Genomic DNA, 25,000 nt, shown 5'->3' on the forward strand with positions numbered 1-25,000 from the left:
GCCGTTCGCTATGTCGAAAACCTCTCGTCTTGCCGCCGTCGCGGCTGCCGTCGCGCTTGCCGCCACCCCGGCCCTGGCCCATCCCGGCCATCTCGCCGGCGCCGGATTCCTCGACGGTGCGGCGCATCCGCTGGGCGGGCTCGACCACCTGATCGCCATGGTCACGGTCGGCGTCTATGGCGCCACCATCGGCGGGCGCGCCGTGCTGGCGGTGCCGGGTGCCTTCCTGGCCGCCATGCTGGCAGGCGGACTGTTCGCGCTGACCGGCGGCGAACTGCCGCTGGTCGAGCCGACGATCTACGCCTCCACCGTCGTGCTGGCCCTGCTGTGCGTCATGCCGATGTCGCGCAACGGGCTGATCGGTGCGGCCTTCGCCGCCGCCTTCGGCCTGTTCCACGGCTTCGCCCATGGGGCGGAAATGCCGGCAGACGCCGCGGCGCTGGGCTATGCCGCCGGCTTCCTGACCAGCACCGCGGGATTGCATGCGGCCGGCATCGCGCTGGGTCTGGCGCTCCACCGGCTGGTCGGCCGGCCGGTTGAGGACAGCCAGTCCGCCTGACAACCACCGGCAACTCCCCTGCCACCCCGGCCGTCGTTTCGGCCGGGAGCTTGCCAGGGGGAAGCGGCAGTCCGGGCATGAAACCGTTGCTTTGCCAAATGTTCGTATTACGGCACGGTTGTTGCCTATGCCCGACGGAGAAGCGCACCGGACCCTCGCACGCCGGTGCCGCCCTAGGGGAGAAAACAAGCCGATGGCAACGCTGGAAACCTTCTACGAGGTGATGCGGCGGCAGGGGATCACACGCCGTTCGTTCCTGAAATACTGCTCGCTCACCGCCGCCGCCCTCGGGCTGGGGCCGGAACTGGTGCCGCAGATCGTCCATGCCATGGAAACCAAGCCGCGCACGCCGGTGCTGTGGCTGCATGGGCTGGAATGCACCTGCTGTTCGGAATCCTTCATCCGCTCCGCGCACCCGCTGGTCAAGGACGTGGTGCTGTCGATGATCTCGCTGGATTACGACGACACGCTGATGGCGTCGGCCGGCCATCAGGCCGAGGCGATCCTCGACGAGGTGATGGAGAAGTACAAGGGCAACTACATCCTGGCGGTGGAAGGCAATCCGCCGCTGAACCAGGACGGCATGTCCTGCATCGTCGGCGGCAAGCCCTTCACCGACCAGCTGCGCAAGGTCGCCAAGGATGCCAAGGCGATCATCTCCTGGGGCTCCTGCGCCTCCTTCGGCTGCGTCCAGGCGGCGCGCCCGAACCCGACCCGCGCCACGCCGGTGCATGAGGTCATCACCGACAAGCCGATCATCAAGGTTCCCGGCTGCCCGCCGATCGCCGAGGTGATGACCGGCGTCATCACCTACATGCTGACCTTCGACCGCATCCCGGAGCTGGACCGCCAGGGCCGGCCGAAGATGTTCTACAGCCAGCGCATCCACGACAAATGCTATCGCCGGCCGCATTTCGACGCCGGCCAGTTCGTGGAGTCCTTCGACGACGAGGGCGCGCGCAAGGGCTATTGCCTCTACAAGGTCGGCTGCAAGGGGCCGACCACCTACAACGCCTGCTCCACCGTGCGCTGGAACGAGGGCACCAGCTTCCCCATCCAGTCCGGCCACGGCTGCATCGGCTGCTCGGAGGACGGTTTCTGGGACAAGGGCTCCTGGTACGCCCGCCAGTCCGACATCCTCCAGTTCGGGATCGAGGCCAACGCCGACGAGATCGGCACCACCGCCGCCATCGGCGTCGGCAGCATCATCGCCGCCCACGCGGCGGTCAGCGCCCTGAAGCGCGCACAGCACAAGGGAGACGTCTGACCATGGGCATCGTCCAGACCCCGAACGGCTTCTCGCTGGACAATGGCGGCAAGCGCATCGTCGTCGATCCGGTCACCCGCATCGAAGGCCACATGCGCTGCGAGGTGAATGTCGACAGCAACAACGTCATCCGCAACGCGGTGTCGACCGGCACCATGTGGCGCGGCCTTGAGGTCATCCTGAAGGGCCGCGACCCGCGCGACGCCTGGGCCTTCGTCGAGCGCATCTGCGGTGTCTGCACCGGCTGCCACGCGCTGACCTCGGTCCGCGCGGTGGAGGATGCGCTGCAGATCCGCATCCCGAAGAACGCCCACCTGATCCGCGAGATCATGGCGAAGACGCTGCAGGTCCATGACCACATCGTCCATTTCTACCACCTGCACGCGCTGGACTGGGTCAACCCGGTCAACGCGCTGAAGGCCGATCCGCAGGCGACCTCGGCGCTCCAGCAGGCGGTGTCGCCGCGCCATGCCAAATCCAGCCCCGGCTATTTCCGCGACGTCCAGACCCGGCTGAAGAAGTTCGTGGAGAGCGGCCAGCTCGGCATCTTCAAGAACGGCTATTGGGACAACCCGGCCTACAAGCTGTCGCCGGAAGCCGATTTGATGGCGGTGACCCATTACCTGGAGGCGCTCGATCTCCAGAAGGACATCGTCAAGATCCACACCATCCTCGGCGGCAAGAACCCGCACCCGAACTACATGGTCGGCGGCGTTCCCTGCGCCATCAACATGGACGGCAACGGATCGTCTGGCGCGCCCCTGAACATGGAGCGGCTGAACTTCATCCGTGCCCGCATCCAGGAGGCCACGGCCTTCGTCGAGAACGTCTATCTGCCGGACGTGCTCGCCATCGCCAGCTTCTACAAGGACTGGCTCTATGGCGGCGGGCTGGCGGCGACCAACGTCATGGATTACGGCGATTACGAGAAGGTGCCGTACGACCATTCGACCTGCCAGCTTCCGGGCGGCGTCATCCTGAACGGCAACTGGAACGAGGTCCATCCCATCGACCCGCGCGACCCGGCGCAGGTGCAGGAGTTCGTCGCCCACAGCTGGTATCACTACGAGGACGAGAGCAAGGGCCTGCACCCGTGGGACGGCGTGACCCAGGCCAAGTTCGAACTGGGCGCCAACACCAAGGGCACGCGCACCGACATCAAGGAGCTGGACGAGGCCGCCAAGTATTCCTGGATCAAGGCCCCGCGCTGGCGTGGCCATGCGGTGGAGGTCGGCCCCCTGCCCCGCTACATCCTGGCCTATGCCCAGGGCGTCGGCTATGTGAAGGACCAGATCACCGAATCGCTGGGCGCCTTCAACGCGCTGGCCGGCACGAACTTCACGCCGCAGCAGGCGCTGCCGACAACCATCGGCCGCACGCTGGCCCGCGCGCTGGAATGCCAGTATTGCTGCACCATGATGATGGACGACTGGAACGCCCTGATCGCCAACATCAAGGCCGGCGACACCGCCACCGCCAATGTCGAGAAGTGGGACCCGAAGACCTGGCCGAAGGAGGCCAAGGGCGTCGGCACCGTCGCCGCCCCGCGTGGCGGCCTGGGCCACTGGATCAAGATCAAGGACGGCAAGATCGACAACTACCAGTGCGTCGTGCCGACGACCTGGAACGGCAGCCCGCGCGATCCCAAGGGCAACATCGGAGCGTTCGAGGCCTCGCTGCTGAACACGCCGATGGCCCGCCCGGACGAGCCGGTGGAGATCCTGCGCACCCTGCACAGCTTCGACCCGTGCCTTGCCTGCTCCACCCACGTCATGGCGCCGGACGGCGCCGAACTGGCCCGCGTCACCGTGCGCTGACCGGCAACCGAGGAGGATTACGTCATGGCTCCTCTCGACGATGCGAAGCCGGTCGCGACACCGGACGAGGAGGGAACGGCCGCTTCGGGGGGCGGCCGCTTCCTGAAGGCGATCTATGTCTATGAGGTGCCGGTGCGGGTCTGGCACTGGGTCAACGCGCTGGCGATCACGGTGCTGTCGGTCACCGGCTATCTGATCGCCAACCCGCTGCCGAGCATGCCGGGCGAGGCGAGCGCCAATTTCCTGATGGGCTACATCCGCTTCGTCCATTTCGCGGCGGCCTACATCTTCGCCATCGGCTTCATCGGCCGGCTCTATTGGGCCTTCGCCGGCAACCACCATGCCCGCCAGCTGTTCCGCTTCCCCTTCTGGGACCGCCACTGGTGGGGGGAGCTGTTCCTGGAGGCGCGCTGGTACCTGTTCCTGGAGCGCAAGCCGAAGCTGTATGTCGGCCACAACCCGCTGGCGCAGTTCGCCATGTTCTGGGCCATCGCGGTCGGCAGCGTCTTCATGATCGTCACCGGCTTCGCGCTCTACAGCGAAGGCGCCGGGCTGGGCAGCTGGCAGGACCGGCTGTTCGGCTGGGTCATCCCGCTGTTCGGCCAGAGCATGGACGTCCACACCTGGCACCATATGGGCATGTGGGCTATCCTGCTGTTCGTGATCGTCCACATCTATGCCGCGGTGCGCGAGGACATCATGTCCCGCCAGTCGATCATCTCCACCATGATCAGCGGCGTGCGCACCTTCAAGGACGCCGAAGCCCCGGCCGACGAGGAGCATGAGCGTCCGGCGAAGAAGGCGGCGCCGGTGGGGTGAGGCAGGGTATCGGCCGCTCCGGCCGGAGCGGTTGAGACCCCCTTGCGTCGATACCCCGGCAGCGCGTATCGATGGGGGATCGATCACGCCGCCGGGGAGCGGACATGGGTTTCGCGAAAGAGCTCTACACCCGCGAGTACTTCACCGGCCGCGATGCCGCCGGCAAGCGGCTCCATTATGGCGCAATCGGGATGGAGGAGTGGGAGGTCGGCGGCATCTCCGCCATCCACCGCAAGCTGATCGATCAGCTTCCCCTGACCAATGCCCATGTGCTGGAGATCGGGTACGGGCGCGCCGAAAGCGCCCGCTACCTTCTGTCGACCGGCAAGGCCGACCGCTATGTGGGTGTCGATTTCTCCGATGCCGCCCACAGCCTGGCCGGCGAGACGCTGAAGACCATCCCGGCGGTGCGCTGGGAGGTCCATTGCGACGATGCGCTGCAATTTCTGGCCGCACGGGATTTCAGGGGCGTCTTCGACGCGATCCTGATGCTGGACGTGATCGAGCACATCCCCCGCTCGGAGGTGCAGGCCCTGCTTCCCCGCCTTTTCGCCGCGCTGCGGCCGGGCGGTTATCTGGTCGTCAACACGCCCTTCTACGCGGTCGACGAGGATTACATCGCCCAGAACTTCGAATACATCATGCCGTCGAGCAGCGATCTCCTCCCCGAGACGCGCGGCATGCATTGCAACAAGTACACCGAACAGCGGCTCCAGCAGGAATTCACCCAGGCGGGGTTCTTCCGCGTCGGCTCCACCCTGTTCCGCCGCGCGCCCGAGCCGGGGGAGAAGGCCAAATGCGCGGTGATCATCCCGGTCGGCCCCGGGCATGAGGCGCATTACCAGCAGGCGATCAATTCGGTGATGGCCGCGGCACAGACCGATCCCGGTCCCTTCACCGATTTCGACTGCGTCATGATCGACGACACCGCGGGCGCCAAGGGGCGGTCGGCTGCCCGGAACGAGGGCGTGCGCGAGGCGGCGTCCCGCGGGGCGGACTGGCTGTTCTTCCTGGACGCCGACGATCTGATGATGCCGCAGGCCTTCCAGCAGATGGCGCCGCACACCGACCGCGCCGACGCCGTGTGGGGGCTGATCCTGGAAAGCGTCGACCAGCAGCCCGGATCGGATGCGGTGACCGGCCGCATCCGCCTGCCCCAACTGCCGCGGATCGAGACGCTGGCCGACTTGCTGCTGCACGATCCATACGTCACCTTGCAGATGGGCCATTTCATCCGTACCGCCGTCGCACTGGCGACCCCGTTCGACGAGACGCTGGATGTGGGGGAGGACGTCGACTACTACCTGCGGGTCTGGAACAGCGCCCGATGCGTGAAGATCACCGCGCCGCTGTTCCTGAACCGCAGGGGGATGCACTCCACCGGGCCGCGAGCGGGCAACGGTGCCGACTGGCGGGTCTCGACCACCCAGCTGTTGGAGCGGGCGCGGCAGGCGCACGGCCTCGACGCCGTTGGCGAAGCGGCGATTGCGATCCGCAACGCCGCCACGCAGGACACCCGGATCTGGCAGCGCGGTTTCGGGGCCGTCGATCCGGGCGAGCTCTTTTCCATCAGCCGCCAGTTCCCCTTCCACGGCTTTCTGGAGATCGAACCGACGATCGGCGAGCCGATCGCCCTGTTCGACGACAATGACGATCTGGTCTGCATGAGCCTGGGCTGGCGCGGCAGCTATGAACCGGCCTCGCTGCGGCTCTGGCAGACGCTTGCCACCGGATCGCGGGTCATCTTCGACATCGGCGCCTATACCGGCATCTACTCGCTGATGGCGGCGCGGGCGGCGCAGGAGGCGCGCATCGTCGCGGTGGAACCCGTTCCGGCCAATCTGGCGCGGCTGAAGAAGAACCTGGAGGCGAACGGCTGCGGCAATGCGCTGGCCGTTCATGCCGCGATCCTCGACCGTCCGGGCGACGTGACGTTGTCGCGGACGGCGTCGGGCGATTTCCTCACCTCCGGGGCGTCAATCGTCCGGCAGGCCGGGGTGGAGGGTGTCGCCAGCGAGACCGTTCCCGGACTGACCGGCGGCGATCTGCTGGGGCTCGCCGGCGAGACGGCGGTCGATCTCGTGAAGATCGACGTGGAGGGGGCGGAGGCCCAGGTGCTCGCCGGCATGGCCGGCATCCTGGAACGCTGCGGCCCCGACCTGCTGATCGAATGCCTGGATCGGGAGGCGGCCGACAGGGTCGATGCCATCCTGCGTCCCCTCGGCTACCGGTTCCACTCCATCGATGACGAGGCCTTGCGCGTGGAGGAGACCGCGCGGTTCCTGCCGGCGACCGGCATGAATTCGCTCAATCGCTGGGCGACGAGGCGGGACCCGACGGCGGTGGCGGAGATGGTTCGGGCGGCCGGTCTGGGCTTTGCCAAGCTCTGAACGGGGCAGCGGCGAACGACGCCGCACCCCTTGAAAAGCTTGGTTGGTTCCGCAGGCGCTCCCCTATCCGGTAGGTTCCGAAACAGCGGCGTCTCCCAGATCGGCGCCGCCCCGTCCGGGCGCCGGTCCAGATGCCGCTCTTCTCCTACAGGGCGAAGGACGCGGCCCACGCCTGACCGAGGCTGAGCCCGCCGTCGTTGGCGGGTGCCAGCCGTGGCAGCAGAGCCTCCATTCCGGCCGCGCTGAAGCCGGCGACCAATTCCTCCGCCAGCACCGCGTTCATCAGGCAGCCGCCGGACAGCACCACCCGGTTCAGGCCACGCGCGCGCAGCACCGGCAGCGTCCAGTCAACCAGCGCCGCGGCCAGCGTTCCGTGGAACAGCTCCGCCCCCTCCATCTCGTCGGCAGCGGACAGCAGTCGCTCCAGCAGGGGCGTCAGGTCGAGTTCACCCCCCTCGATCCGCCAGGCCTCCGCCGCCACCCGCGGCCGGCGGACCAGCGATTCGAGCGCCATCGGCGCCTCGCCCTCGAATCCCGCGACCGCACGGACGCCCAACAGACCGCAGGCGGCATCGAACCAGCGTCCGCAGGAACTGGTGAGCGGGGCGTTGATGCCGCGCTCGATCATCCGCCGCACCCCTTCGGCCGGGCCATGGCCGGCGAAGCGGGAAACGATCTCGTCGGCGCGGCCCATGCGGACCAGGGCGGCGGCTGCCATCCGCCAGGGCTGGCGGGCGGCGACATCGCCGCCGGGCTGGGCGAGTGGGGCGAGACTTCCCAACCGCTCCGACCGCAAGCCGTCGACCAGCAGCATCTCCCCACCCCAGGACCCTCCCCCCTCCCCCAGGCCGAAGCCGTCGAGGGCAAGGCCCAGCGCCGGACCGTCGATCCGGTGTTCGGCCATCACGGCGGCGACATGGGCGTGGTGGTGCTGGACCGCGATGGCCGGCAGGCCGCTCAGCTCGGCGAAGCGGGTGGACTGGAAATCGGGGTGCTTGTCATGGGCGACCGCCACCGGCTCCACGCCCAGGATGTGCAGCAGATGGGCGACCGTCTCCTCCAGGAAGCCCAGCGTCGCGGCATTGTCGAGGTCGCCGATGTGCTGGGACAGAAAGGCCTCGTCGCCGCGGGTGACGCAGATTGTCACCTTGAGGTGGCCGCCGACCGCCAGGATCGGCGGCACGGGGCGGGCCAGCCGGATCGGCTCCGGGACATGGCCGCGGCCACGGCGCAGGAAGGCGGGCGCGCCGGCCAGCTTGCGCACCACGCTGTCGTCGGCGCGGATGACGATGTCGCGGTCATGGTCGACGATCAGGTCGGCGATGCCGGCCAGCCTCTCTCGCGCCTCCCCGTTGTCGATGGCGAGCGGCTCCCCGCCGGGATTGGCGGAGGTCATGACCAGGGTCAGGTCCTGCGGCTTGCCCAGCCAGCCGGTGCCGTCCGGCCGCCCCGCCGCCTCGTGGAACAGCAGGTAATGCAGCGGGGTGTAGGGCAGCATGACGCCCAGCCATGCCAGACCGGGGGCGATGTCGGGTGCCAGCTCCGGCCCATCCGCCCGCCGCCGCAGCAGGACGATGGGACGCGCCACGCCCTCCAGCAGCCGGCGCTCGTCGTCGTCCATGGCGACATGGCGGGCGGCTGATTCCGCGTTGGCGACCATCAGGGCGAAGGGTTTGCCGTTGCGCTGCTTGACCCGTCGCAGCCGTTCCACCGCATCCGCCCGCGTGGCGTCGCAGGCGAGATGGAAACCGCCCAGCCCCTTGATGGCAACGATCCAGCCATCCCGCAGGGCGGCCAGAATGTCTTCCGGCGGGTGGGACAGGCGCGGGCCGCAGGCCGGACAGGCGGTCGGCTGGGCGTGGAAGCGGCGGTCGGCCGGGTCCTCGTACTCCGTCCTGCAGTCGGGGCAGAGCGCAAAGCCGGCCATTGCCGTCTGCGGCCGGTCATAGGGGAGCCGCCGCGTGATGGTGTAACGCGGGCCGCAATGGGTGCAGTTCAGGAAGGCATAGCGGTAGCGGCGGTCCGCCGGGTCGAACAGCTCGGCAAGGCAGGCCGGGCAGACCGTGGCGTCCGGACCGATGCCGGTGGCGATGGCACCCGCGGACTCGCTGTGGCGGATGGCGAAGGAACCCTCGCCGGGGAGCGGGGCGACGGTTTCGCAGTCCACCGCGTCGATGCGGGCAAGCGGCGGCGCCTCCTCGATCAGGGCGGTACGGAAGGCGGCGGTGTCGGCGCCCTGCACTTCGATCAGCACGCCCTGCGGGTCGTTCAGCACCCAGCCGGTCAGGCCGAAGCGCCGGGCGAGCGCATGGACATGCGGGCGGAATCCCACCCCCTGCACCCGTCCGCGCACGCGGATCCTCAGCCGTTCGTCGTCAGGGGACATGGAAGCCCTATGGATGATCTTCGGCTGCGCCGAACCCCCTCATCCTAACCTTCTCCCCGGGGGGGAGAAGGGATTTCGCAACGATCCCGGCGGCAGCCGGTTGAGAGGAGGACATTCGCGGAACCGGAACGGAGACGCCGTCATGAGCGCAAGCAAGCACGACAAGACCGACAAGCCGACCGATGCCGACCTGAAGAACAACCCGCAGATCGGCGGGACCAAGGGCGCCCGCGCCGCCGGCATGACGCCGGACGACCTGGATCTGGCCCAGGGCGAAAGCACCTTCGAAGGCGATGTCGAGAACCAGACCAACGACAAGGGCGGTGTGGACAAGCCCTTCCGCGATACCGCGCCGCTGAAGCCGCGTCAGGCCTGACGGAACGGATCGTCCGATAGACAAGGCGGCGCTCTGCGGGGCGCCGCCTTTTTTGTGTCTGCGGCGGACAGCCAAGCACGGGGTTGCCGCGCCTGCGACATTCTGTTACGTCTGCTTTCATGCTGCACCGCGTCACGCCGCCTTGACGGCCTGTTCCCTGCATTGACCTGAAGCCCGACCGCCCGAATTCCGGGCCGGCCGCCGCTTCGCAGCGATTCCAGCTTCCGACTTTCATTCCCGATCATCGTCGATGGCGACAAACCGCCCGGCTTCCGCCGGTGCGCGGGCACTGCCGCCGTCCCGTCCTGAGCTTGCGAGACCCATGACCATCGATTTGCAACGGCTCCGCCAGGAGTGGTTCGGCAACATGCGCGGCGACCTGCTGTCCGGGCTCGTCGTCGCCCTTGCCCTGATTCCGGAGGCCATCGCCTTCTCCATCATCGCCGGGGTCGATCCCAAGATCGGCCTCTACGCCTCCTTCGCCATCGCCATGACCATCGCCATCGTCGGCGGCCGGCCCGGCATGATCTCCGCCGCCACGGCCGCCACCGCCGTGCTGATGGTCACGCTGGTCAAGGAGCATGGCCTGCAATATCTGCTGGCCGCCACCGTGCTGGCCGGACTGCTGCAGATCGGCGCCGGGTTCCTGCGGCTGGGGGCGCTGATGCGCTTCGTGTCGAAATCGGTGATGACCGGCTTCGTCAATGCGCTCGCCATCCTGATCTTCCTGGCGCAGGTGCCGGAGCTGGTTGGGGTCCCCACCGTCACCTATGCGCTGGTCGCCGCCGGGCTGGCGATCATCTACCTGCTGCCGCGCCTGACCAGGGCGGTGCCGTCGGCGCTGGTCAGCATCCTGGTGCTGACTGCGGTCACCATCGGCTTCGGCATCGACGTGCGCACGGTCGGCGACATGGGCGAGCTGCCCAGCACCCTGCCCGTCTTCCTGCTTCCCGACATTCCGCTGACGCTGGAAACGCTGCGCATCATCCTGCCCTATTCCGCCGGCATCGCCGTGGTCGGGTTGCTGGAATCGCTGATGACCGCGGCCATCGTCGACGACATGACGGAGACCGGCAGCGACAAGAACCGCGAATGCGTCGGCCAGGGCGTCGCCAACATGGTCTCGGGCTTCCTCGGCGGCATGGCCGGCTGTGCGATGATCGGGCAATCGGTGATCAATGTGAAGTCGGGCGGCCGGGGCCGGCTGTCGACCTTCTGCGCCGGCCTGTTCCTGCTGTTCCTGATCGTCGTGCTGGGCGACTGGGTGCAGCGCATCCCGATGGCCGCCCTGGTGGCGGTGATGATCATGGTGTCGGTCGGCACCTTCAGCTGGCAATCCCTGAAGACCCTGGTGACGCATCCGCGCAGTTCCAGCGCCGTCATGCTGGCGACGGTGGCCGGGGTGGTCTTCACCCACAATCTCGCCATCGGCGTGCTGATCGGCGTTCTGCTGTCCGGCATCTTCTTCGCCGGAAAGGTCGCCCGGATGTTCCGCGTCACCTCCACCCTGTCGGCGGATGGCCGGACGCGCACCTATCTGGTCGAAGGGCAGCTGTTCTTCGCCTCGGCCGACGATTTCTCCGCCGCCTTCGACGTGCGCGAGGAATTGGACGTGGCGGTCATCGATGTTTCCAGCGCCCATATCTGGGACATCTCCAGCGTCGCGGCGCTGGACAGTGTCGTGCTGAAGTTCCGCCGTGCCGGGACCGAAGTGCGGCTGATCGGCCTCAACGCCGCCAGCGAGACCATCGTCGACCGGCTGGCGACCCACGACAAGCCGGGGGCCGAGGGGCGAGCGCTGGCGCACTGAACGGCACCCCCTCCTCAAATGGCTATCGCCTTTTGAGGAGGGTGGGCGGGTGCAACGGCAGGGGCAGCTTCCTGTTGGCGGGAAAGGTTGGACTGTGCATCGACCGGATGTGCATGCCGGTCCGCTGCAGCATGCAGGAGGCAGGATGTCACTCGATCCGCGGCTGTTGGTGGTCGCCACCGCGTTGCCGCCCCACCGCTTCGAGCAGGAGGAGACGCTGGCCGTCGCCCGGACGGTGTTCGCCCATCGCCTGCGCGACTTCGACCGGCTGGCCCCCGTCTTCGCCAACACCGGCATCCGCAGCCGCCATGCCGCCTGCCCGCTGTCCTGGTATCTGGAGCCCCACGGCTGGGGCGAGCGCGCCGCCGTCTTCGAACGGGTGGCGCTGGACCTGCTGGAAGAGGCGGCGGGCAAGGCGCTGGACGCAGCCGGGCTGCGCCCCGCCGATGTCGACGCCATCGTCTGCGCCACCACCACCGGCATTGCGACGCCGAGCCTGGAGGCGCTTCTTCTCGACCGCATGGGCTTCCGGCCCGACACGGTGCGGCTGCCGGTCTTCGGGCTGGGCTGTGCCGGCGGGGCGCTGGGGCTGGCGCGGGCGGGCATGATGGCGCGCGCCATGCCGGGGCGCATTGTGCTGTTCCTGGTGGTCGAGCTTTGCACCCTGTCGCACCGGCCGGAAGAGGCCTCCCCCACCAATGTGGTGGCGAGCGCCCTGTTCGCCGACGGTGCCGCCGCCGCCCTGCTGCGCGCCCCGACCGACGGCGGCGATGCTCCCGGCCCGCGCGTCATCGACAGTGCCGAACACACCTGGCCGGGCACCCGGCGGATCATGGGCTGGCGGATCGAGGACGAGGGCTTCGGCGTCGTCTTCAGCCAGGACATCCCGCGCCTGATCCGCGAGCGGCTGGCCCCGGTGGTCGATGGCTTCCTGACCGGCCGCAGCATGACCCGCGCCGACCTGTCCGGGGTGATCTGCCACACCGGCGGCGCCAAGGTCCTGCAGGCGCTGACCGAGGTGCTGGCGCCCGCCACCGCCGGAATGGATGATTCCTGGGCCGTGCTGGGCGAGTGCGGCAACATGTCGGCGGCCAGCGTGATGTTCGTGCTAGACCGCCGGATGCGCAGCGGTGCCACCGGGCCGCATCTGATGCTGGCGCTCGGCCCCGGCTTCACTGCCGGCCTCACCCTGCTGGATCTGTGACCGTGGAAGCATTCGGTTGGCCGCAGGTCATCCTGCTGGCGGTCGCGGCGCAGCGGCTGCTTGAGCTGGTGGTCGCCCGCCGCAACACAGCGCGGCTGCTGGCCGAAGGCGCGCGGGAGGTCGGGGCCGCCCATTACCCGCTGTTCGTCGTGCTGCATGCCGGATGGCTGCTGGCGCTGTTCCTGGCAGTGCCGGCGGACGTCCCGATCAATGGCTGGCTTCTGGCGCTGTTCCTGCTGCTGCAGGCCGGGCGGGTGTGGGTGATCGCGACGCTCGGCCGCTTCTGGACGACGCGGATCATCACGCTGGACGGGGCTCCGCTGGTCCGCCGCGGCCCGTTCCGCTGGGTCCGGCATCCCAACTATCTTGTGGTGGCGGGAGAGCTGGCCGTGCTGCCGCTGGTGTTCGGCAATGTCTGGATCGCCGTCGTTGCCACGCTGCTGAACATTCCCCTCACCCGCCGCCGCATCCAGGTGGAGGAGGAGGCGCTGAGCGGCCGGCAGGGAACCGCGAGCGGTGCCGGTCGTTGGACTGGGGTGAGCGGCCGCGTCCCGCCGGCCACCTGACGGCACCATCATCAGGACCACCGCCATGCCCCTTCCCTCCGCCCCTGTCGTCTGTATCACCGGCGCTTCGGCCGGGGTAGGACGTGCCACGGCGCTGGCCTTCGCCGCCTACCGGCAGGCCTCCATCGGCCTGATCGCCCGCTCCGAGGAAGCGCTGGAGGAGGTGAAGGCGGAGGTGGAGCGGCTGGGCGGCCGGGCGCTGGTGCTGCCGTTGGACGTCGCCGACGCCGAAGCACTGGAGATCGCCGCCGACAGGGTGGAGGAGGCCTTCGGTCCCATCGACGTCTGGATCAATGCGGCGATGGTCACCGTCTTCGGCCCGGTCCATGCGGTGACGGCAGAAGAACTGAGGCGGGTGACCGAGGTTACCTATCTCGGCTCCGCCTACGGCATCCAAACGGCGCTGCGGCGGATGCGGGTGCGGGGGCATGGTACGATCCTGCAGGTCGGATCGGCGCTGGCCTACCGCTCGATCCCGCTGCAGTCGGCCTATTGCGCAGCCAAGCATGCGGTGCAGGGCTTCGTCGACAGCCTGCGGTCGGAGCTGATCCACGAGGACAGCCGGATCACCCTGACGGCGGTGCATCTGCCCGCGGTCAACACGCCGCAGTTCGATTGGGCGCGCAGCCACATGCCGCGCCGCGCCCGGCCGATGGGGACGATCTTCCAGCCGGAGGACATCGCCCGCGCCATCCTGCACGCAGCCGAGAACCCCCGCCGCGAATATTGGCTGGGCGGATCGGCGATGCAGGCCATCCTCGGCAATTTCCTGGCTCCCGGTTTCGCCGACCGCTACCTCGCCGCCAACGCGGTGGACGGCCAGTTGTCGGAAGAGACCGAGATCCCCGGCCGGCCGGACAACCTCTATCACCCCGTCGACGGGCTGCACCGGGCCCGCGGCCGTTTCGGCCTGCCGCACAACAGCCTGCGGCTTGCCGCCCCGAGCGGAACCGCCCGCGGACTGGCGGTCGCCGCCGGGCTGATCCTGGCGGGCGGGCTGGGTTTCGCCATGAGCCGGACGACGACGCGGCTGCGTTAATCGGGCTGAGCGCGGAGACAAATGGGGCCGGCATCCTTCCTGGGTGCCGGACCTTTTCCCATGCGCAAACCATCAGGCGCTCAACCTGCAGGGAAAACGTACAGTCCGCCCGAAACGCTATTGCCAAGGCGGCTCATGCATACTACCATACCAGTGTTTCAACAATCTGGTCATCGGCCATTCCCTTCCCTGCCGGACCCCGTGATCGCGGGCACTGCCGGCACCCCGGTGTCGGGCCGAGCACGCACCAGTCGAACGGCGGCTTCCATGCCGCCGACAGTCCAATTTTCTGGGAGGAAATGAGATGTCTGTCATGGCGAAGGCCGTGCGCGCGGCGCTGTTCGGTTCGGTGATGTCCCTGGTTTCGTTCGGCGCGTTGGCTGCCGACTACACGCTCAGCGTCAACACGGCGCTGTCGCCGCAGGATCCGCTCTTCAAGGGCCTGGAGGAGTTCAAGGCCAATGTGGAAAAGCGGTCGGCCGGCAAGATGAGCGTCCGCCTGTTCCCCGCCTCGCAGTTGGGCAAGGACGAGGATCTGCTGGAACAGGCGCGGGCCGGCGCCCCCGTCGCGGTGGTGGTGGACGGCGGCCGGCTGGCCGTCTTCGTGAAGGAATTCGGCGTTCTGGGCGCGCCCTATGTCGCCCAGGGCTATACCGGCATCCGCAAGGTCGTGACCTCTCCGATGTTCGAGGAGTGGGTGCAGAAGCTGCGCAAGGCGTCGGGCCATCAGGTGCTGTCCTTCAACTGGTGGCAGGGCGAACGCCACATGCTGACCAACAAGCCGGTGAAGGTGCCGGCCGATCTCAACGGCGTGCGCGTCCGTACCCCCGGCGCGCCGGTGTGGATGGAGACGATCCGCGCCATGGGCGCCACGCCGACGCCGCTGCCTTGGTCGGAGGTCTACACCGCCATGCAGCAGCAGGTGATCGACGGGGCGGAAGCGCAGGACCCGGCCATCTACGGCTCCCGCCTGTACGAGGTGGCGAAGTACCTGACCAAGACCGGCCACATCAACCTGATCACCGGCATCGTCACCAGCGCCGCCTGGTTCGACGGCCTGCCGAAGGACATGCAGACGCTGCTGCGCGAGGAATCGCTGAAGGCCGGCGACAGCGCGTCGAAGGCGACCGAGGCTTCGCTTGCGGACTTCGAAAAGCAGATGAAGGACAAGGGCATGCAGGTCGTCGAGATCGACGTGACGCCCTTCCGCACCGCCACGGCCGCGGTCTATGAGAAGCTCGGCTATGGCGAACTGCACAAGCAGGTCGAGACTCTGCTGAAGCAGTGATCGCCGGATCCCGGCACCATTGACCGGAGCGGGGGCGCCGAACCCGGGCCGCCCCCGCTCCTCCCACCCGCAACCGATGCCCGCAGCCTTCGTCCGCAGTGACGACCCCGGCGGGCCGGACCGGAGCATCCCCTTGCGATGAAATCCCTGTACGCCAAGGCGGAGGCGGTGTTGGCGACGACGCTGCTCGCCGTCATCGTCCTGCTGGTCTTCCTGGCCGGCATCAGCCGCTGGTTCGGCTATCCCCTGGTCTGGTCGGTTGACGTCGCCCAGCTGCTGTTCGCCTGGGCCAGCTTCCTCGGTGCCGACCTCGCGCTGCGCAAGCATGCGCATATCGGCATCGACTATCTGGTCAAGCGGTTGCCGGCACGGCCGCGCGCGGTGCTGGACATCCTGCTGGCGCTGGTCGTGCTGGCCTTCCTGCTGACCATGGCGGTCAAGGGCTATCAGCTGACCATGCTGAACCTGGAGCGGCAGTTCGGCGACAGCGGCATCAGCTATGCCTTCGTCACGGCGGCGGTGCCGGTCGGTTGCCTGCTGCTGTCCTTCACCCTGCTGGGGCAGACGGTGGCCGCCATCGGCCGGCTGCGCCGGACCCCGCGCCCGATCTTCAACACGCCGTCGGAAACCCCGCTCGCCGAAGAGGTGATGCCGTGATCCTGCTCGCCGTCACCTTCTTCGTCCTGATGGGGCTGGGCGTTCCCATCGCCTTCGCCATCGGCATCGCCGGCTTCACCTTCTTCCTGACCAACGGCATCATCCCGATGTCGATCGGGGTGCAGCAGGTCGCCACCGCGTCGCAGAGCTTCCCGCTGCTGGCGGTCCCCTTCTTCGTGCTGGCTGGCCACATGATGAACCGGACCGGCATCACCCACCGGCTGATCGCCTGCTCGAATGTGCTGGTGTCCTGGATGTCGGGCGGCTTGGCCCAGGTCTGCATCGTGCTGTCCACGCTGATGGGCGGCGTGTCGGGCTCCGCCGTCGCCGACGCGGCGATGGAGGCGCGCATCCTGGGACCCGACCTGATCCGCAGCGGCTATTCCAAGGGCTTCACCTCCGCCGTCATCGCGGTCGGTTCGCTGATCACCGCGACCATCCCGCCCAGCCTGGGCCTGATCCTGTACGGCTTCGTCGGCAACGTCTCCATCGGCCGGCTGTTCCTGGCCGGCATCGTTCCCGGCTTCCTGATGATGGCCGTGCTGATGGTCACCGTCTGGTGGATCGCCCGGCGCCGCGGCTATCGCGCCGCCACCACCCAGCGGCCGACAGCCAAGGCGGTCTGGACAGCGGTGGTCGACGCGAAATGGGCCCTGCTGTTCCCGGTGGCCCTGCTGGTCGCCATCCGCGGCGGCCTGTTCACCCCGTCGGAGGTCGGCGCCTTCGCCGTCGTCTATGCGGTCCTGGTCGGTTTCTTCGCCCACCGCGAACTGACCATGCAGGGGCTGGTCGACGCGCTGGTGGAGGCGGTGACGGATACCGGCCTGATCATGCTGATCATCCTGTTCTCCGGCATGGTCGGCTACGCCATCGTCTTCGAACAGGCGCCGCAGAGCATCGCCGCCGCCATGACCGACCTGACGCGGGAACCGGTGCTGGTGGTGAGCATGATCCTGGTGTTCCTGTTCATCGCCGGCCTGTTCATCGAAAGCACGGTGCTGGTGCTTCTGCTGACGCCGATCTTCCTGCCCATCGTCCAGCCGCTGGGCGTCGATCCCGTGCATTTCGGTATCCTGATGATGACCATCGTCACGCTGGGATCGATGACTCCGCCGGTGGGTGTGGCAATGTACACCGTGTGCAGCCTGCTGGACTGCCCCATCGAGGAATACATCGTCGAATCCATCCCCTTCGTGCTGGCGGTTCTGGGGCTGGTCATGGTGATGCTGCTGTGGCCGGGACTGGTGCTGTTCATGCCCAACGCACTGATGTGAACAGGCCGGCAAATGTCACAGCGGGGCGGTCAACAAATCGCCTTGCGCTCCGCGCTGACTGGCCTATATAGAGTGTCGTACGCCAACAACAGAAAGGAGGTGATCTCGTGTCTCATTGTCCGTCTCACTCGTCGTCGAGCGCCAAGGCCGAGGTCTCTTTCTTCGCGAAGGGGATTTCTGTCCGCTGAGGACTGTGCCGTGGTGTCGACAACACACGGATAGACAATGGAAGGGCTGCCGGCAACGGCGGCCCTTCTTTGTTTTTCGAGGATAGGTTCTTGAAAGCCCTTCTCCCCTTGCGGGAGAAGGGTTGGGATGAGGGGGGCGGCCGGCCGGAGGCCGGTGGAAACAGCGAATGTTTGCCACCCCTCACCCCAACCCCTCTCCCGCAAGGGGAGAGGGGCTTTTTGTTGCATTTTCGGACCAGTAGCGTCATTTTCGCTGCATGAGTGGCATAGCTACAGCTCGCCGATTGCGGACTGCTATGACCGATGCAGAGCGTCGGCTCTGGTCGCGCTTACGAAACCGCCAACTCGCAGGAGCGAAGTTCCGCCGGCAGTTCCCGATCGGTCCGTTCGTTGCCGATTTCGCCTGTCCGGAATGTCGACTGATCGTCGAAGCCGATGGCGGACAACATGCCGACAGCATTGCCGACACGCGCCGCGCCGCATGGCTGGCTGAGCATGGGTGGCGAGTGCTGCGCTTTTGGAACACAGACATCCTGACCCGTACCGATGACGTGCTGGCAACCATACTGGCAGCTATTGTGCAATCGGATCAGTAAAAAGCCCCTCTCCCCTTGCGGGGAGAAGGGCCTTTCCATTCATCGAACTCGGCCCTCAGTGCTGCATTTCGCCCATCTGCTTGCGGGAGTCGCCGGTCTTGTCGAGGATGATGCTGTCGTCGGCCTTGCCTTCGACTTCCAGGATGCCGATCAGGCCCTTGGTGGCGCGGCTCAGCGCATGGTCGACCAGGGCGTATTTGCCGGGATAGTCGACCTTGAACTCCACCATCGTGGCGCCGCCGGGAGCGACGGTCACGGTCTGGATCCCCTTGGCCGGCTCGTTCTCCAATCCGCCCATGTTGTAGACGCGGTCGAAGATCTCGCCGATGACATGGAAGGAGGAGGTCAGGTTCGGGCCGCCGACGCCGAAGTACAGGCGCACCGTCTCGCCGACCTTGGCCTTCAGCGGCTTGTCCTTGGTCAGCGCGCCGACCGTGCCGTTGAACACCAGATAGCTCGGACGCTCGTTGACGAGACCGTCATAGTCGTCCTCGGCGTTCGCCAGGTTCTTTGCCTTGGTGGCGTAGATTTCCTGCTGCATCACGTAGAATTCGTGATCCACCGGCGGAAGTCCGGCTTCCGGCTCCACCACGATCAGGCCGTACATGCCCTTGGAGATGTGGTGGGCGACCATCGGCGTGGCGCAGTGATACACATAGACGCCGGGGGTCAGCGCCTTGAAGGTGAAGGCCTTGGTCTGGCCCGGCTCCACCTGGGTGATCTGGCCGCCGCCGAGGAAACCGGTCGCGGCATGGAAGTCGACGGAGTGGTTCATCGTCGATTCCGGCGCGTTGGCGATGGAGACGTCCACCGTATCGCCAACCCGCACCCGAACCATCGGGCCGGGCACCGTGTTGTTGAAGGTCCAATAGGTGTAGGTGGTGCCGTCATCCAGCTTGGATTCGACTTCGGTCGTCACCAGCGAGACCTTGTGGGTCTTCGGCGCCCGCTTGCCGGCCTTTTCCGGGGCGGGAACCGCCGCCGGGTCCATGACCACGCTGTGGGTGGGCTGCTTGACCTTGGGGTCGGCGTAGAGCGTGTCCGCCGCCGAGGCGGCACCGATACCGGAGAGGATCATCAGGGCGGCGGCACTGACGGTGACGAGGGAGCGCGAGGTCTTCATGGTATCGTCTCGGGTTTTGTTTCCTGTGAGGTAATATTCTTCCCGCTCTCCCTCTCTTTTCTTGACCGCCGTCAAGTGAAAGGCCTGGACGTAACTTTGTCGCAGGCCTTTTTTATTTCATTACAACCAGTAAGGACTTTCCCGCTAGGACTTTGGGCGAAAGGCCACGCAGATGGCCGGGTCCGTTTCGATGCGGCCGGCACCGATCAGGTCCAGGCAATAGGGGATCGCCGGGAACACCGCCTCCAGACAATCATGGATGGCGGACGGCTTGCCCGGCAGATTGACGATCAGGCTGCGGCCGCGGATGCCGGCGGTCTGGCGCGACAGGATGGCGGTCGGCACCACCCGCAGGCTGACCGAGCGCATCAGCTCGCCGAATCCCGGCATCATCTTGTCGCACACCCGCTCCGTCGCTTCCGGCGTCACGTCGCGCGGGGCGGGGCCGGTGCCGCCGGTGGTGACCACCAGATCGCAGCCGGCGACGTCGCACAGCTCGACCAGGGTGGCGGCGATCAGGTCCAGCTCGTCCGGGATGACCCGAGCCTCGGCGATCCAGGGCGAGGCGACGATGCGCGTCAGCTCATCACGGATCGCCGGGCCGCCCTTGTCCTCGTAGACGCCGCGGCTGGCACGGTCGGAGACGGTGACGATTCCGATTTTCACCGGTGTGGGCGTCGCGGCATTGGCGTCGGTCATGATCCAGGGTCCTTATGGAGTCAGGCGGCGCAGGCGACCTGCCGGTAGAGTGGCGGCAGCGCCTTCGTCAGGTGGGAAACCTGCGGGAATATGGCATAGCCGCCGCGTCCGAACAGATAGGGCACGTAATCGCGGGCCATCGCATCGACGGTGATGGCGAAAACGGCCAATCCATCGCGCCTCGCCTCGCGGATGGCTTGGCGGGTGTCCTCGATGCCGTAACGGCCTTCGTAGTGGTCGACGTCGTTGGGCTTGCCGTCGCTCAGCAGAACCAGCAGCCGGTGACGGTTCGGCCGCTCGGCCAGCTTGGCGGAGGCGTGACGGATCGCCGCGCCCATGCGGGTGTAGTAGCCGGGCTTCAGGGCGCCGATGCGGCGGGTCACGGTGGGGCCCAGCGGCTCGTCGAAGCCCTTCAGCGTCTGCACCCGCACCCAGTCGCGCCGGCGCGAGGTGAAGGCGTAGAGCGCATGGTCGTCGCCGCAGGCGGTCAGACCATGGGTCAGGGCCAGCAGCGCCTCCTTCTCCACGTCCAGCACGCGGCGGCCGTCGATCCAGCCGTCGGTGGACAGCGAGCCGTCGACCAGCACGGCGACGGCAAGATCGCGGGCGGCGCTGCGCGCCTGCTGATGCACCCGGTCGCTGCCGCATCCCCCGGCATGGAAATCGGCTCGGCTGCGCACCAGGGCGGTCAGGTCCAACTCGTCGCCGTCGGCCTGCCCGGTGAACAGCATGCGCTTCGGGCGCAGAGCCTCGAACTGGCGGCGGACCTGCCGGATGCGGCGGAGCGCCGCGGCATCGGGCTGCCAGGACTCGCCGTCGGCCGGGGCCGGCTCCGCCACCACCCGGCAATGGTCGGGCAGATGGGCTTGCCGGCGGTGGTCCCATTCGGGATAGGTCAGGGTCGCGGTCAACGGCGTGTCGTCGACGGCCTGCGCTCGCAAGTCCAGGTCGAGCTTCAGCGTGGTCGAGGCCTTGCGCTGGTGCGTGCCGACGGCGATCTCGTCGAGGTCGTCGGCGGCCTTGCGGGCGTTCTCCGCATCGTCGTCATCGACGGCGCGCGGGATGTTCAGCGCCTCGGCGAGGCTCAGCATCTTCTCGAAGCGGTTCAGGATCAGCGGGTCGTTGCGCTGGATCTGGTCGGTCTGCCGGCGGGTTGCGGCCCGGCGGCGCTGGTCGCCGTCTGCCGCCTGTCCACCCTCGCCCGGGCTTTCGGCCGCGGCGGCGAGCGAGCGCTCGCTCGATGGCGCCACCATCCCCCACAGCGGAACCGGCAGCAGGCGGGCATAGCCATAGGGAGCGGCAAAATCCGACAGCGGGACCGCCGGATCGAGCATCCGCGCAGCGACCGGTGTCGCGGCTCCGGCGCCGAGCAGCGCCAGGACGGCGCGCTCCACCTCGGCCTCGACCGGCGGCAGGCGGCGCGCCGGGCGGATCGCGGCGACGGCGCGGACAAGCTCCTCATGGAGGCGACGCAGGCCCGGCCAGCGGGTCAGCACCGCCGAAGTGGTCGCCGCTGCGCTGCGCAGACACTGCAGGTCGGCCTGCAGCGGATCGGCGGGCAACGGCGCCGGTTCGGCATGGGCGAAGAAGGCGGCCAGCCATTCGTATAGCCGCTCGTTCAGTGCCGGATCGGGGAACAGGTCGATGGCCGCCGGGAGTTGAAGGACATCGCCGTCCAGCGACGCCCGTTCCACCCGCTCCGCCCCCAGCCCGATGCGGTCGAGCAGCGGCAACCGGTGCCCGGAGACCGCCGCGGTTCCGGCGGCCAGCCTCACCCCGCGGTCGCCACCGAGCGCGCGGAAGAACACCGCCAGCCGCGGGCGCATCGTTTCCAGCGTCACCGCGGCGTCCGGATGGTGCGGATAGCTCGACCGCCCGCCGATCAGGCGGTGCCACAAACGGCCGACGGTCTCTTCCGGCTCGAAGATCTCAAGCATGATGCGCACACTCCCAACCCATCGGCCCAATGCACGGATCTGTATCGGCCGTCATTCCCGCGAAGGCGGGAATCCACACTTTCCCGGCAGACATGCCGCGGAAACGCCTGGATCCCCGCCTCCGCGGGGATGACGGCCGCAGTGGGGGGATCCGGCTTCGCAAGCGGTTTCGAACCCGCGATCCTACCCCAGCGTGACCTCGGCCACGCGCAGCAGGCCGGCGCGGATGTCGGGGTCGTCGGTCAGCGGTTCGATCAGGGCGGCGCGGATGGCGCGCTCGGGCTTCATGCCGGAGCGGATCAGCGTGGCGCAGTAGATCAGCAGGCGGGTCGACACGCCCTCCTCCAAATCCTGCCCCTTCAACGCGCGCAGGGCGTTGGCGAGGCGGACCAGCGGGACGACGCGGTTCTCGGCCAGGCCGCTTTCGGTCGCCACGATGGGAACCTCCCGCTCAGGCGCCGGGAAGTCGAACTCGACGGCAAGGAAGCGCTGGCGGGTGCTAGGCTTCAGCGCCTTCAGGACATTCTGGTAGCCGGGGTTGTAGGACACCACCAGCATGAAGCCCGGCGGCGCTTCCAGCGTCTCGCCGGTGCGGTCCAACGGCAGGATGCGGCGGTCGTCGGTCAGCGGGTGCAGCACGACGGTGACGTCCTTGCGCGCCTCCACCACCTCGTCCAGATAGCAGATGGCGCCTTCGCGCACGGCGCGGGTCAGCGGCCCGTCCGCCCATACGGTGTCGCCGCCCTTCAGCAGATAGCGCCCGGTCAGGTCGGCGGCGGTCAGGTCGTCGTGGCACGACACGGTGTAGAGCGGCCGGCCGAGCTTCGCCGCCATATGTGCGACGAAGCGGGTCTTGCCGCAGCCGGTCGGTCCCTTCAGCAGCAGGGGCAGCCGGTGATTGTAGGCATGCTCGAACAGCGCGCACTCATCGCCGGTCGGCTGATAGAAGGGCAGCGAGGCGCTGCCGGGGGTATCGACGGTCTCGGTCACGGCGGCGAGGGTGGCGGCGCTGCGGATCATCGGAAAACTCCTGAAAAGCGACGGCCCCCGCCGGATGGCGACGGGGGCCGGGTTGGACGCTTACTCGGCCGCCTGCAGGCCGCCGGCGACGGCCGCCGGGCGCTCTTCGCGGGCCGGGCCGAAGATAGCGTAGAGGAAGACCAGCATGCCGATCACCACGGCGACGCCGCCGCCCAGACGCAGCCAGTAGAACATGGCGATCTGTTCCTGCACCTCCATGTAACCCAGCCCCATCACGCGCTGCAGGTGGGTCTGCACGATGCCGGCGGCGGTGAGCGCGAAGGTCATGAAGGCCATGCCGCCGCTCATCAGCCAGAAGCTCCAGATGTTGAGGGTCTGGTTGTAGGGCGCCCGGCCGCGCAGGTAGGGCATGGCGTAGGTGATGATGGCGAGGTTGATCATCGCATAGGCGCCGTAGAAGGCGAGGTGCCCGTGCGCCGCGGTCACCTGGGTGCCGTGGGTGTAGTAGTTGATCGGGGCCAGCGTGTGCAGGAAGCCCCACAGCCCGGCGCCGAAGAAGGCGAACACCGCGCAGCCCAGCGACCACAGCATCGCCGCCCTGTTCGGGTGACGCCGGCCGCTCTTCCACACCATCATGAAGGCGAAGACGACCATGGTGAAGAAGGGGGCGACTTCCAGCGTCGAGAACAGCGAACCGATCCACTGCCAGTAGCCGGGCGTGCCGATCCAGTAATAGTGATGGCCGGTGCCGAGGATGCCGCTGAACAGGGCCAGGCCGACGATGGCGTACAGCCACTTCTCCACCACCTCGCGGTCGACGCCGGTCATCTTGATCATCAGGAAGGCGAGGATGGAGGCCATCACCAGTTCCCACACGCCCTCGACCCACAGATGGACGACGTACCACCAGTACATCTTGTCCAGCGACAGGTTCGACGGGTTGTAGAAGGAGAACAGGAAGAAGATGGCGATGCCCCACATGCCCACCAGCAGGATGTTGGTGATGACCGTGCGGCGGCCTTTGATGACCGTCATCGTCATGTTGTAGAGGAACATCAGGGCGACGACGACGATGGCGCCCTTGATCCAGGTCGGCTGTTCCAGGAACTCCCGCCCCTCATGGATGCGGAAGACATAGCCGACCACGGCCGCCAGCGCGCCGAAGACGAACAGGCCGAGCTGGATCAGTGCCAGTTTCGGACTGTGCAGCTCGGTTTCCGCCTCTTCCGGGATCAGGTAATAGGCGGCGCCGAAGAAGCCGATCAGCAGCCAGACGATCAGCGCGTTGGTGTGGATCATCCGGACGACGCTGAAGGGCAGCAGCTCCGACAGCGTGTTGGGCAGGACATAGACGGTACCGGCCAGGAGACCCACCAGGATCTGCACACCGAACAGCCCCATGGCCGCCGCGAAGTAATAGAGGGCGACTTTTTGCGATTCGTACTTCATGATGGAATTCTCCTCAGCCCGACAGCTTGGGCGGCCAGTTCTGGGTGTTGATCCGGCTGGTCCATTCCAGGAAGGCGGCCAGATCCTCGACCTCGGCGTCGGTCAGGTTGAACTGCGGCATCTGGCGCCGCCCTTCGATCCCGGACGGCTGCGCCGCCATCCACCCTTTCAGGGCCAGGACGGCGCTTTCGGGGTCCTTGTCGCCGCCGTAGCGCAGCCAGACATTGCCCAGTTCGGGGGCGAAATAGGCCCCTTCACCCAGCAGCGTGTGGCAGTTGATGCAGGAGTTCTTTTCCCACACATGCTTGCCGCGGGTGACGGCATCGGACAGCGTCTTCTCGTCCGTGCCGGTGTTGACGATGTAATTGTGGCTGAGCGCGGTCAACGCGACGAAGGTCGCGAAGAAGAACAGCGATCCGCCATAGAAGATGTTTCGCGCGGCCGCCTTGGTGAAGCGTTCGGTCATCGCTCGGGATCCCTGGCAATCTCGAATTTTCGTCGAGTGGGGTCGGTTCGGAAGGCGTTGGGTGCGCGAAGCCGGGACGGGAAGCCGGGCGTCGCAGCGTCTTACCGCC

The 25,000-nt window shown here is 67.5% G+C and carries 21 protein-coding genes; 14 read left to right on the forward strand and 7 right to left on the reverse strand.

Features of this window, described 5'->3' with window-relative positions:
- Nucleotides 1-10 precede the first annotated feature (10 nt).
- From AZOLI_RS21900 to AZOLI_RS21920, 5 genes are all read left to right on the forward strand, one after another.
- Nucleotides 11-559, forward strand: a complete 549-nt coding sequence (locus AZOLI_RS21900) for a HupE/UreJ family protein (RefSeq protein WP_014249363.1) — start codon at nucleotides 11-13, stop codon at nucleotides 557-559.
- A gap of 193 nt (nucleotides 560-752) precedes the next feature.
- Nucleotides 753-1,826, forward strand: a complete 1,074-nt coding sequence (locus tag AZOLI_RS21905) for a hydrogenase small subunit (RefSeq protein WP_014249364.1) — start codon at nucleotides 753-755, stop codon at nucleotides 1,824-1,826.
- A gap of 2 nt (nucleotides 1,827-1,828) precedes the next feature.
- Nucleotides 1,829-3,643, forward strand: a complete 1,815-nt coding sequence (locus AZOLI_RS21910) for a nickel-dependent hydrogenase large subunit (protein WP_014249365.1) — start codon at nucleotides 1,829-1,831, stop codon at nucleotides 3,641-3,643.
- A 24-nt stretch (nucleotides 3,644-3,667) separates the two neighbouring features.
- Nucleotides 3,668-4,462, forward strand: a complete 795-nt coding sequence (gene cybH, locus AZOLI_RS21915) for a Ni/Fe-hydrogenase, b-type cytochrome subunit (RefSeq protein ID WP_014249366.1) — start codon at nucleotides 3,668-3,670, stop codon at nucleotides 4,460-4,462.
- A gap of 104 nt (nucleotides 4,463-4,566) precedes the next feature.
- Nucleotides 4,567-6,852 (forward strand): FkbM family methyltransferase, encoded by a 2,286-nt coding sequence (locus AZOLI_RS21920; protein ID WP_014249367.1) that lies wholly within the window; start codon nucleotides 4,567-4,569, stop codon nucleotides 6,850-6,852.
- 145 nt (nucleotides 6,853-6,997) lie between these two features.
- Here the strand turns inward: AZOLI_RS21920 and hypF are convergent, their stop codons facing one another.
- Complete coding sequence (gene hypF / locus AZOLI_RS21925) at nucleotides 6,998-9,238, reverse strand: carbamoyltransferase HypF (RefSeq protein ID WP_044552768.1); 2,241 nt, start codon at nucleotides 9,236-9,238, stop codon at nucleotides 6,998-7,000.
- Nucleotides 9,239-9,380: 142 nt separating this feature from the next.
- On the opposite strand from hypF, the gene AZOLI_RS21930 reads away from it, so the two are divergent.
- From AZOLI_RS21930 to AZOLI_RS31515, 9 genes are all read left to right on the forward strand, one after another.
- Nucleotides 9,381-9,614: a hypothetical protein gene (locus AZOLI_RS21930; protein ID WP_014249369.1), complete on the forward strand. Its 234-nt coding sequence runs from the start codon at nucleotides 9,381-9,383 to the stop codon at nucleotides 9,612-9,614.
- A 322-nt stretch (nucleotides 9,615-9,936) separates the two neighbouring features.
- A complete protein-coding gene (locus AZOLI_RS21935) occupies nucleotides 9,937-11,424 on the forward strand; it encodes a SulP family inorganic anion transporter (protein ID WP_014249370.1) in 1,488 nt (495 codons plus the stop codon).
- Between the two features lie 145 nt (nucleotides 11,425-11,569).
- Nucleotides 11,570-12,628, forward strand: coding sequence for a type III polyketide synthase (locus AZOLI_RS21940; protein ID WP_014249371.1), 1,059 nt, complete (start codon nucleotides 11,570-11,572; stop codon nucleotides 12,626-12,628).
- Nucleotides 12,629-12,630: 2 nt separating this feature from the next.
- Nucleotides 12,631-13,194, forward strand: a complete 564-nt coding sequence (locus AZOLI_RS21945; protein WP_014249372.1) for an isoprenylcysteine carboxyl methyltransferase family protein — start codon at nucleotides 12,631-12,633, stop codon at nucleotides 13,192-13,194.
- A gap of 25 nt (nucleotides 13,195-13,219) precedes the next feature.
- Complete coding sequence (locus AZOLI_RS21950) at nucleotides 13,220-14,233, forward strand: SDR family oxidoreductase (RefSeq protein WP_014249373.1); 1,014 nt, start codon at nucleotides 13,220-13,222, stop codon at nucleotides 14,231-14,233.
- A gap of 313 nt (nucleotides 14,234-14,546) precedes the next feature.
- Nucleotides 14,547-15,521 carry a C4-dicarboxylate TRAP transporter substrate-binding protein gene (locus AZOLI_RS21955; protein WP_244442632.1) on the forward strand — a complete coding sequence of 325 codons (975 nt, stop codon included), beginning with the start codon at nucleotides 14,547-14,549 and terminating at the stop codon, nucleotides 15,519-15,521.
- Between the two features lie 138 nt (nucleotides 15,522-15,659).
- On the forward strand, nucleotides 15,660-16,178 hold the full coding sequence (locus AZOLI_RS21960) for a TRAP transporter small permease (protein ID WP_014249375.1): 519 nt from the start codon (nucleotides 15,660-15,662) through the stop codon (nucleotides 16,176-16,178).
- Nucleotides 16,175-17,452, forward strand: a complete 1,278-nt coding sequence (locus AZOLI_RS21965) for a TRAP transporter large permease (RefSeq protein ID WP_014249376.1) — start codon at nucleotides 16,175-16,177, stop codon at nucleotides 17,450-17,452. Before AZOLI_RS21960 ends, AZOLI_RS21965 begins: the two co-directional genes overlap by 4 nt.
- A gap of 445 nt (nucleotides 17,453-17,897) precedes the next feature.
- Nucleotides 17,898-18,236, forward strand: coding sequence for an endonuclease domain-containing protein (locus tag AZOLI_RS31515; protein ID WP_014249377.1), 339 nt, complete (start codon nucleotides 17,898-17,900; stop codon nucleotides 18,234-18,236).
- Nucleotides 18,237-18,291: 55 nt separating this feature from the next.
- On the opposite strand, the gene nirK is transcribed toward AZOLI_RS31515, so the two are convergent.
- From nirK to AZOLI_RS21995, 6 genes are all read right to left on the reverse strand, one after another.
- Nucleotides 18,292-19,359 carry a copper-containing nitrite reductase gene (gene nirK, locus AZOLI_RS21970; protein WP_014249378.1) on the reverse strand — a complete coding sequence of 356 codons (1,068 nt, stop codon included), beginning with the start codon at nucleotides 19,357-19,359 and terminating at the stop codon, nucleotides 18,292-18,294.
- Between the two features lie 144 nt (nucleotides 19,360-19,503).
- Entirely contained in the window at nucleotides 19,504-20,058 is a 555-nt protein-coding gene (gene mog / locus AZOLI_RS21975) for a molybdopterin adenylyltransferase (RefSeq protein WP_014249379.1), read from the reverse strand.
- 20 nt (nucleotides 20,059-20,078) lie between these two features.
- A complete protein-coding gene (locus tag AZOLI_RS21980) occupies nucleotides 20,079-21,995 on the reverse strand; it encodes a nitric oxide reductase activation protein NorD (RefSeq protein ID WP_014249380.1) in 1,917 nt (638 codons plus the stop codon).
- A 183-nt stretch (nucleotides 21,996-22,178) separates the two neighbouring features.
- Nucleotides 22,179-23,015 (reverse strand): CbbQ/NirQ/NorQ/GpvN family protein, encoded by an 837-nt coding sequence (locus AZOLI_RS21985; RefSeq protein ID WP_014249381.1) that lies wholly within the window; start codon nucleotides 23,013-23,015, stop codon nucleotides 22,179-22,181.
- 60 nt (nucleotides 23,016-23,075) lie between these two features.
- On the reverse strand, nucleotides 23,076-24,425 hold the full coding sequence (locus AZOLI_RS21990) for a cbb3-type cytochrome c oxidase subunit I (protein ID WP_014249382.1): 1,350 nt from the start codon (nucleotides 24,423-24,425) through the stop codon (nucleotides 23,076-23,078).
- Nucleotides 24,426-24,438: 13 nt separating this feature from the next.
- The gene (locus AZOLI_RS21995; RefSeq protein WP_014249383.1) at nucleotides 24,439-24,891 is read right to left on the reverse strand and encodes a c-type cytochrome; all 453 of its coding nucleotides are present in this window, start codon (nucleotides 24,889-24,891) and stop codon (nucleotides 24,439-24,441) included.
- Nucleotides 24,892-25,000 lie beyond the last annotated feature (109 nt).

Source organism: Azospirillum lipoferum 4B, assembly GCF_000283655.1.
GTDB lineage: Bacteria > Pseudomonadota > Alphaproteobacteria > Azospirillales > Azospirillaceae > Azospirillum > Azospirillum lipoferum_C.

Bases quoted from the DNA above. Each gene is read 5' to 3' on its own strand.
- AZOLI_RS31515 (WP_014249377.1), top strand. From the start codon at position 17,898: ATGAGTGGCATAGCTACAGCTCGCCGATTGCGGACTGCTATGACCGAT.
- AZOLI_RS21910 (WP_014249365.1), top strand. From the start codon at position 1,829: ATGGGCATCGTCCAGACCCCGAACGGCTTCTCGCTGGACAATGGCGGC.
- AZOLI_RS21905 (WP_014249364.1), top strand. From the start codon at position 753: ATGGCAACGCTGGAAACCTTCTACGAGGTGATGCGGCGGCAGGGGATC.
- hypF (WP_044552768.1), bottom strand. From the start codon at position 9,238: ATGTCCCCTGACGACGAACGGCTGAGGATCCGCGTGCGCGGACGGGTG.
- AZOLI_RS21980 (WP_014249380.1), bottom strand. From the start codon at position 21,995: ATGCTTGAGATCTTCGAGCCGGAAGAGACCGTCGGCCGTTTGTGGCAC.
- mog (WP_014249379.1), bottom strand. From the start codon at position 20,058: ATGACCGACGCCAATGCCGCGACGCCCACACCGGTGAAAATCGGAATC.
- AZOLI_RS21985 (WP_014249381.1), bottom strand. From the start codon at position 23,015: ATGATCCGCAGCGCCGCCACCCTCGCCGCCGTGACCGAGACCGTCGAT.
- AZOLI_RS21955 (WP_244442632.1), top strand. From the start codon at position 14,547: ATGGCGAAGGCCGTGCGCGCGGCGCTGTTCGGTTCGGTGATGTCCCTG.
- nirK (WP_014249378.1), bottom strand. From the start codon at position 19,359: ATGAAGACCTCGCGCTCCCTCGTCACCGTCAGTGCCGCCGCCCTGATG.
- AZOLI_RS21990 (WP_014249382.1), bottom strand. From the start codon at position 24,425: ATGAAGTACGAATCGCAAAAAGTCGCCCTCTATTACTTCGCGGCGGCC.
- AZOLI_RS21900 (WP_014249363.1), top strand. From the start codon at position 11: ATGTCGAAAACCTCTCGTCTTGCCGCCGTCGCGGCTGCCGTCGCGCTT.
- AZOLI_RS21960 (WP_014249375.1), top strand. From the start codon at position 15,660: ATGAAATCCCTGTACGCCAAGGCGGAGGCGGTGTTGGCGACGACGCTG.
- AZOLI_RS21940 (WP_014249371.1), top strand. From the start codon at position 11,570: ATGTCACTCGATCCGCGGCTGTTGGTGGTCGCCACCGCGTTGCCGCCC.
- AZOLI_RS21995 (WP_014249383.1), bottom strand. From the start codon at position 24,891: ATGACCGAACGCTTCACCAAGGCGGCCGCGCGAAACATCTTCTATGGC.
- AZOLI_RS21950 (WP_014249373.1), top strand. From the start codon at position 13,220: ATGCCCCTTCCCTCCGCCCCTGTCGTCTGTATCACCGGCGCTTCGGCC.
- AZOLI_RS21935 (WP_014249370.1), top strand. From the start codon at position 9,937: ATGACCATCGATTTGCAACGGCTCCGCCAGGAGTGGTTCGGCAACATG.
- AZOLI_RS21930 (WP_014249369.1), top strand. From the start codon at position 9,381: ATGAGCGCAAGCAAGCACGACAAGACCGACAAGCCGACCGATGCCGAC.
- AZOLI_RS21920 (WP_014249367.1), top strand. From the start codon at position 4,567: ATGGGTTTCGCGAAAGAGCTCTACACCCGCGAGTACTTCACCGGCCGC.
- cybH (WP_014249366.1), top strand. From the start codon at position 3,668: ATGGCTCCTCTCGACGATGCGAAGCCGGTCGCGACACCGGACGAGGAG.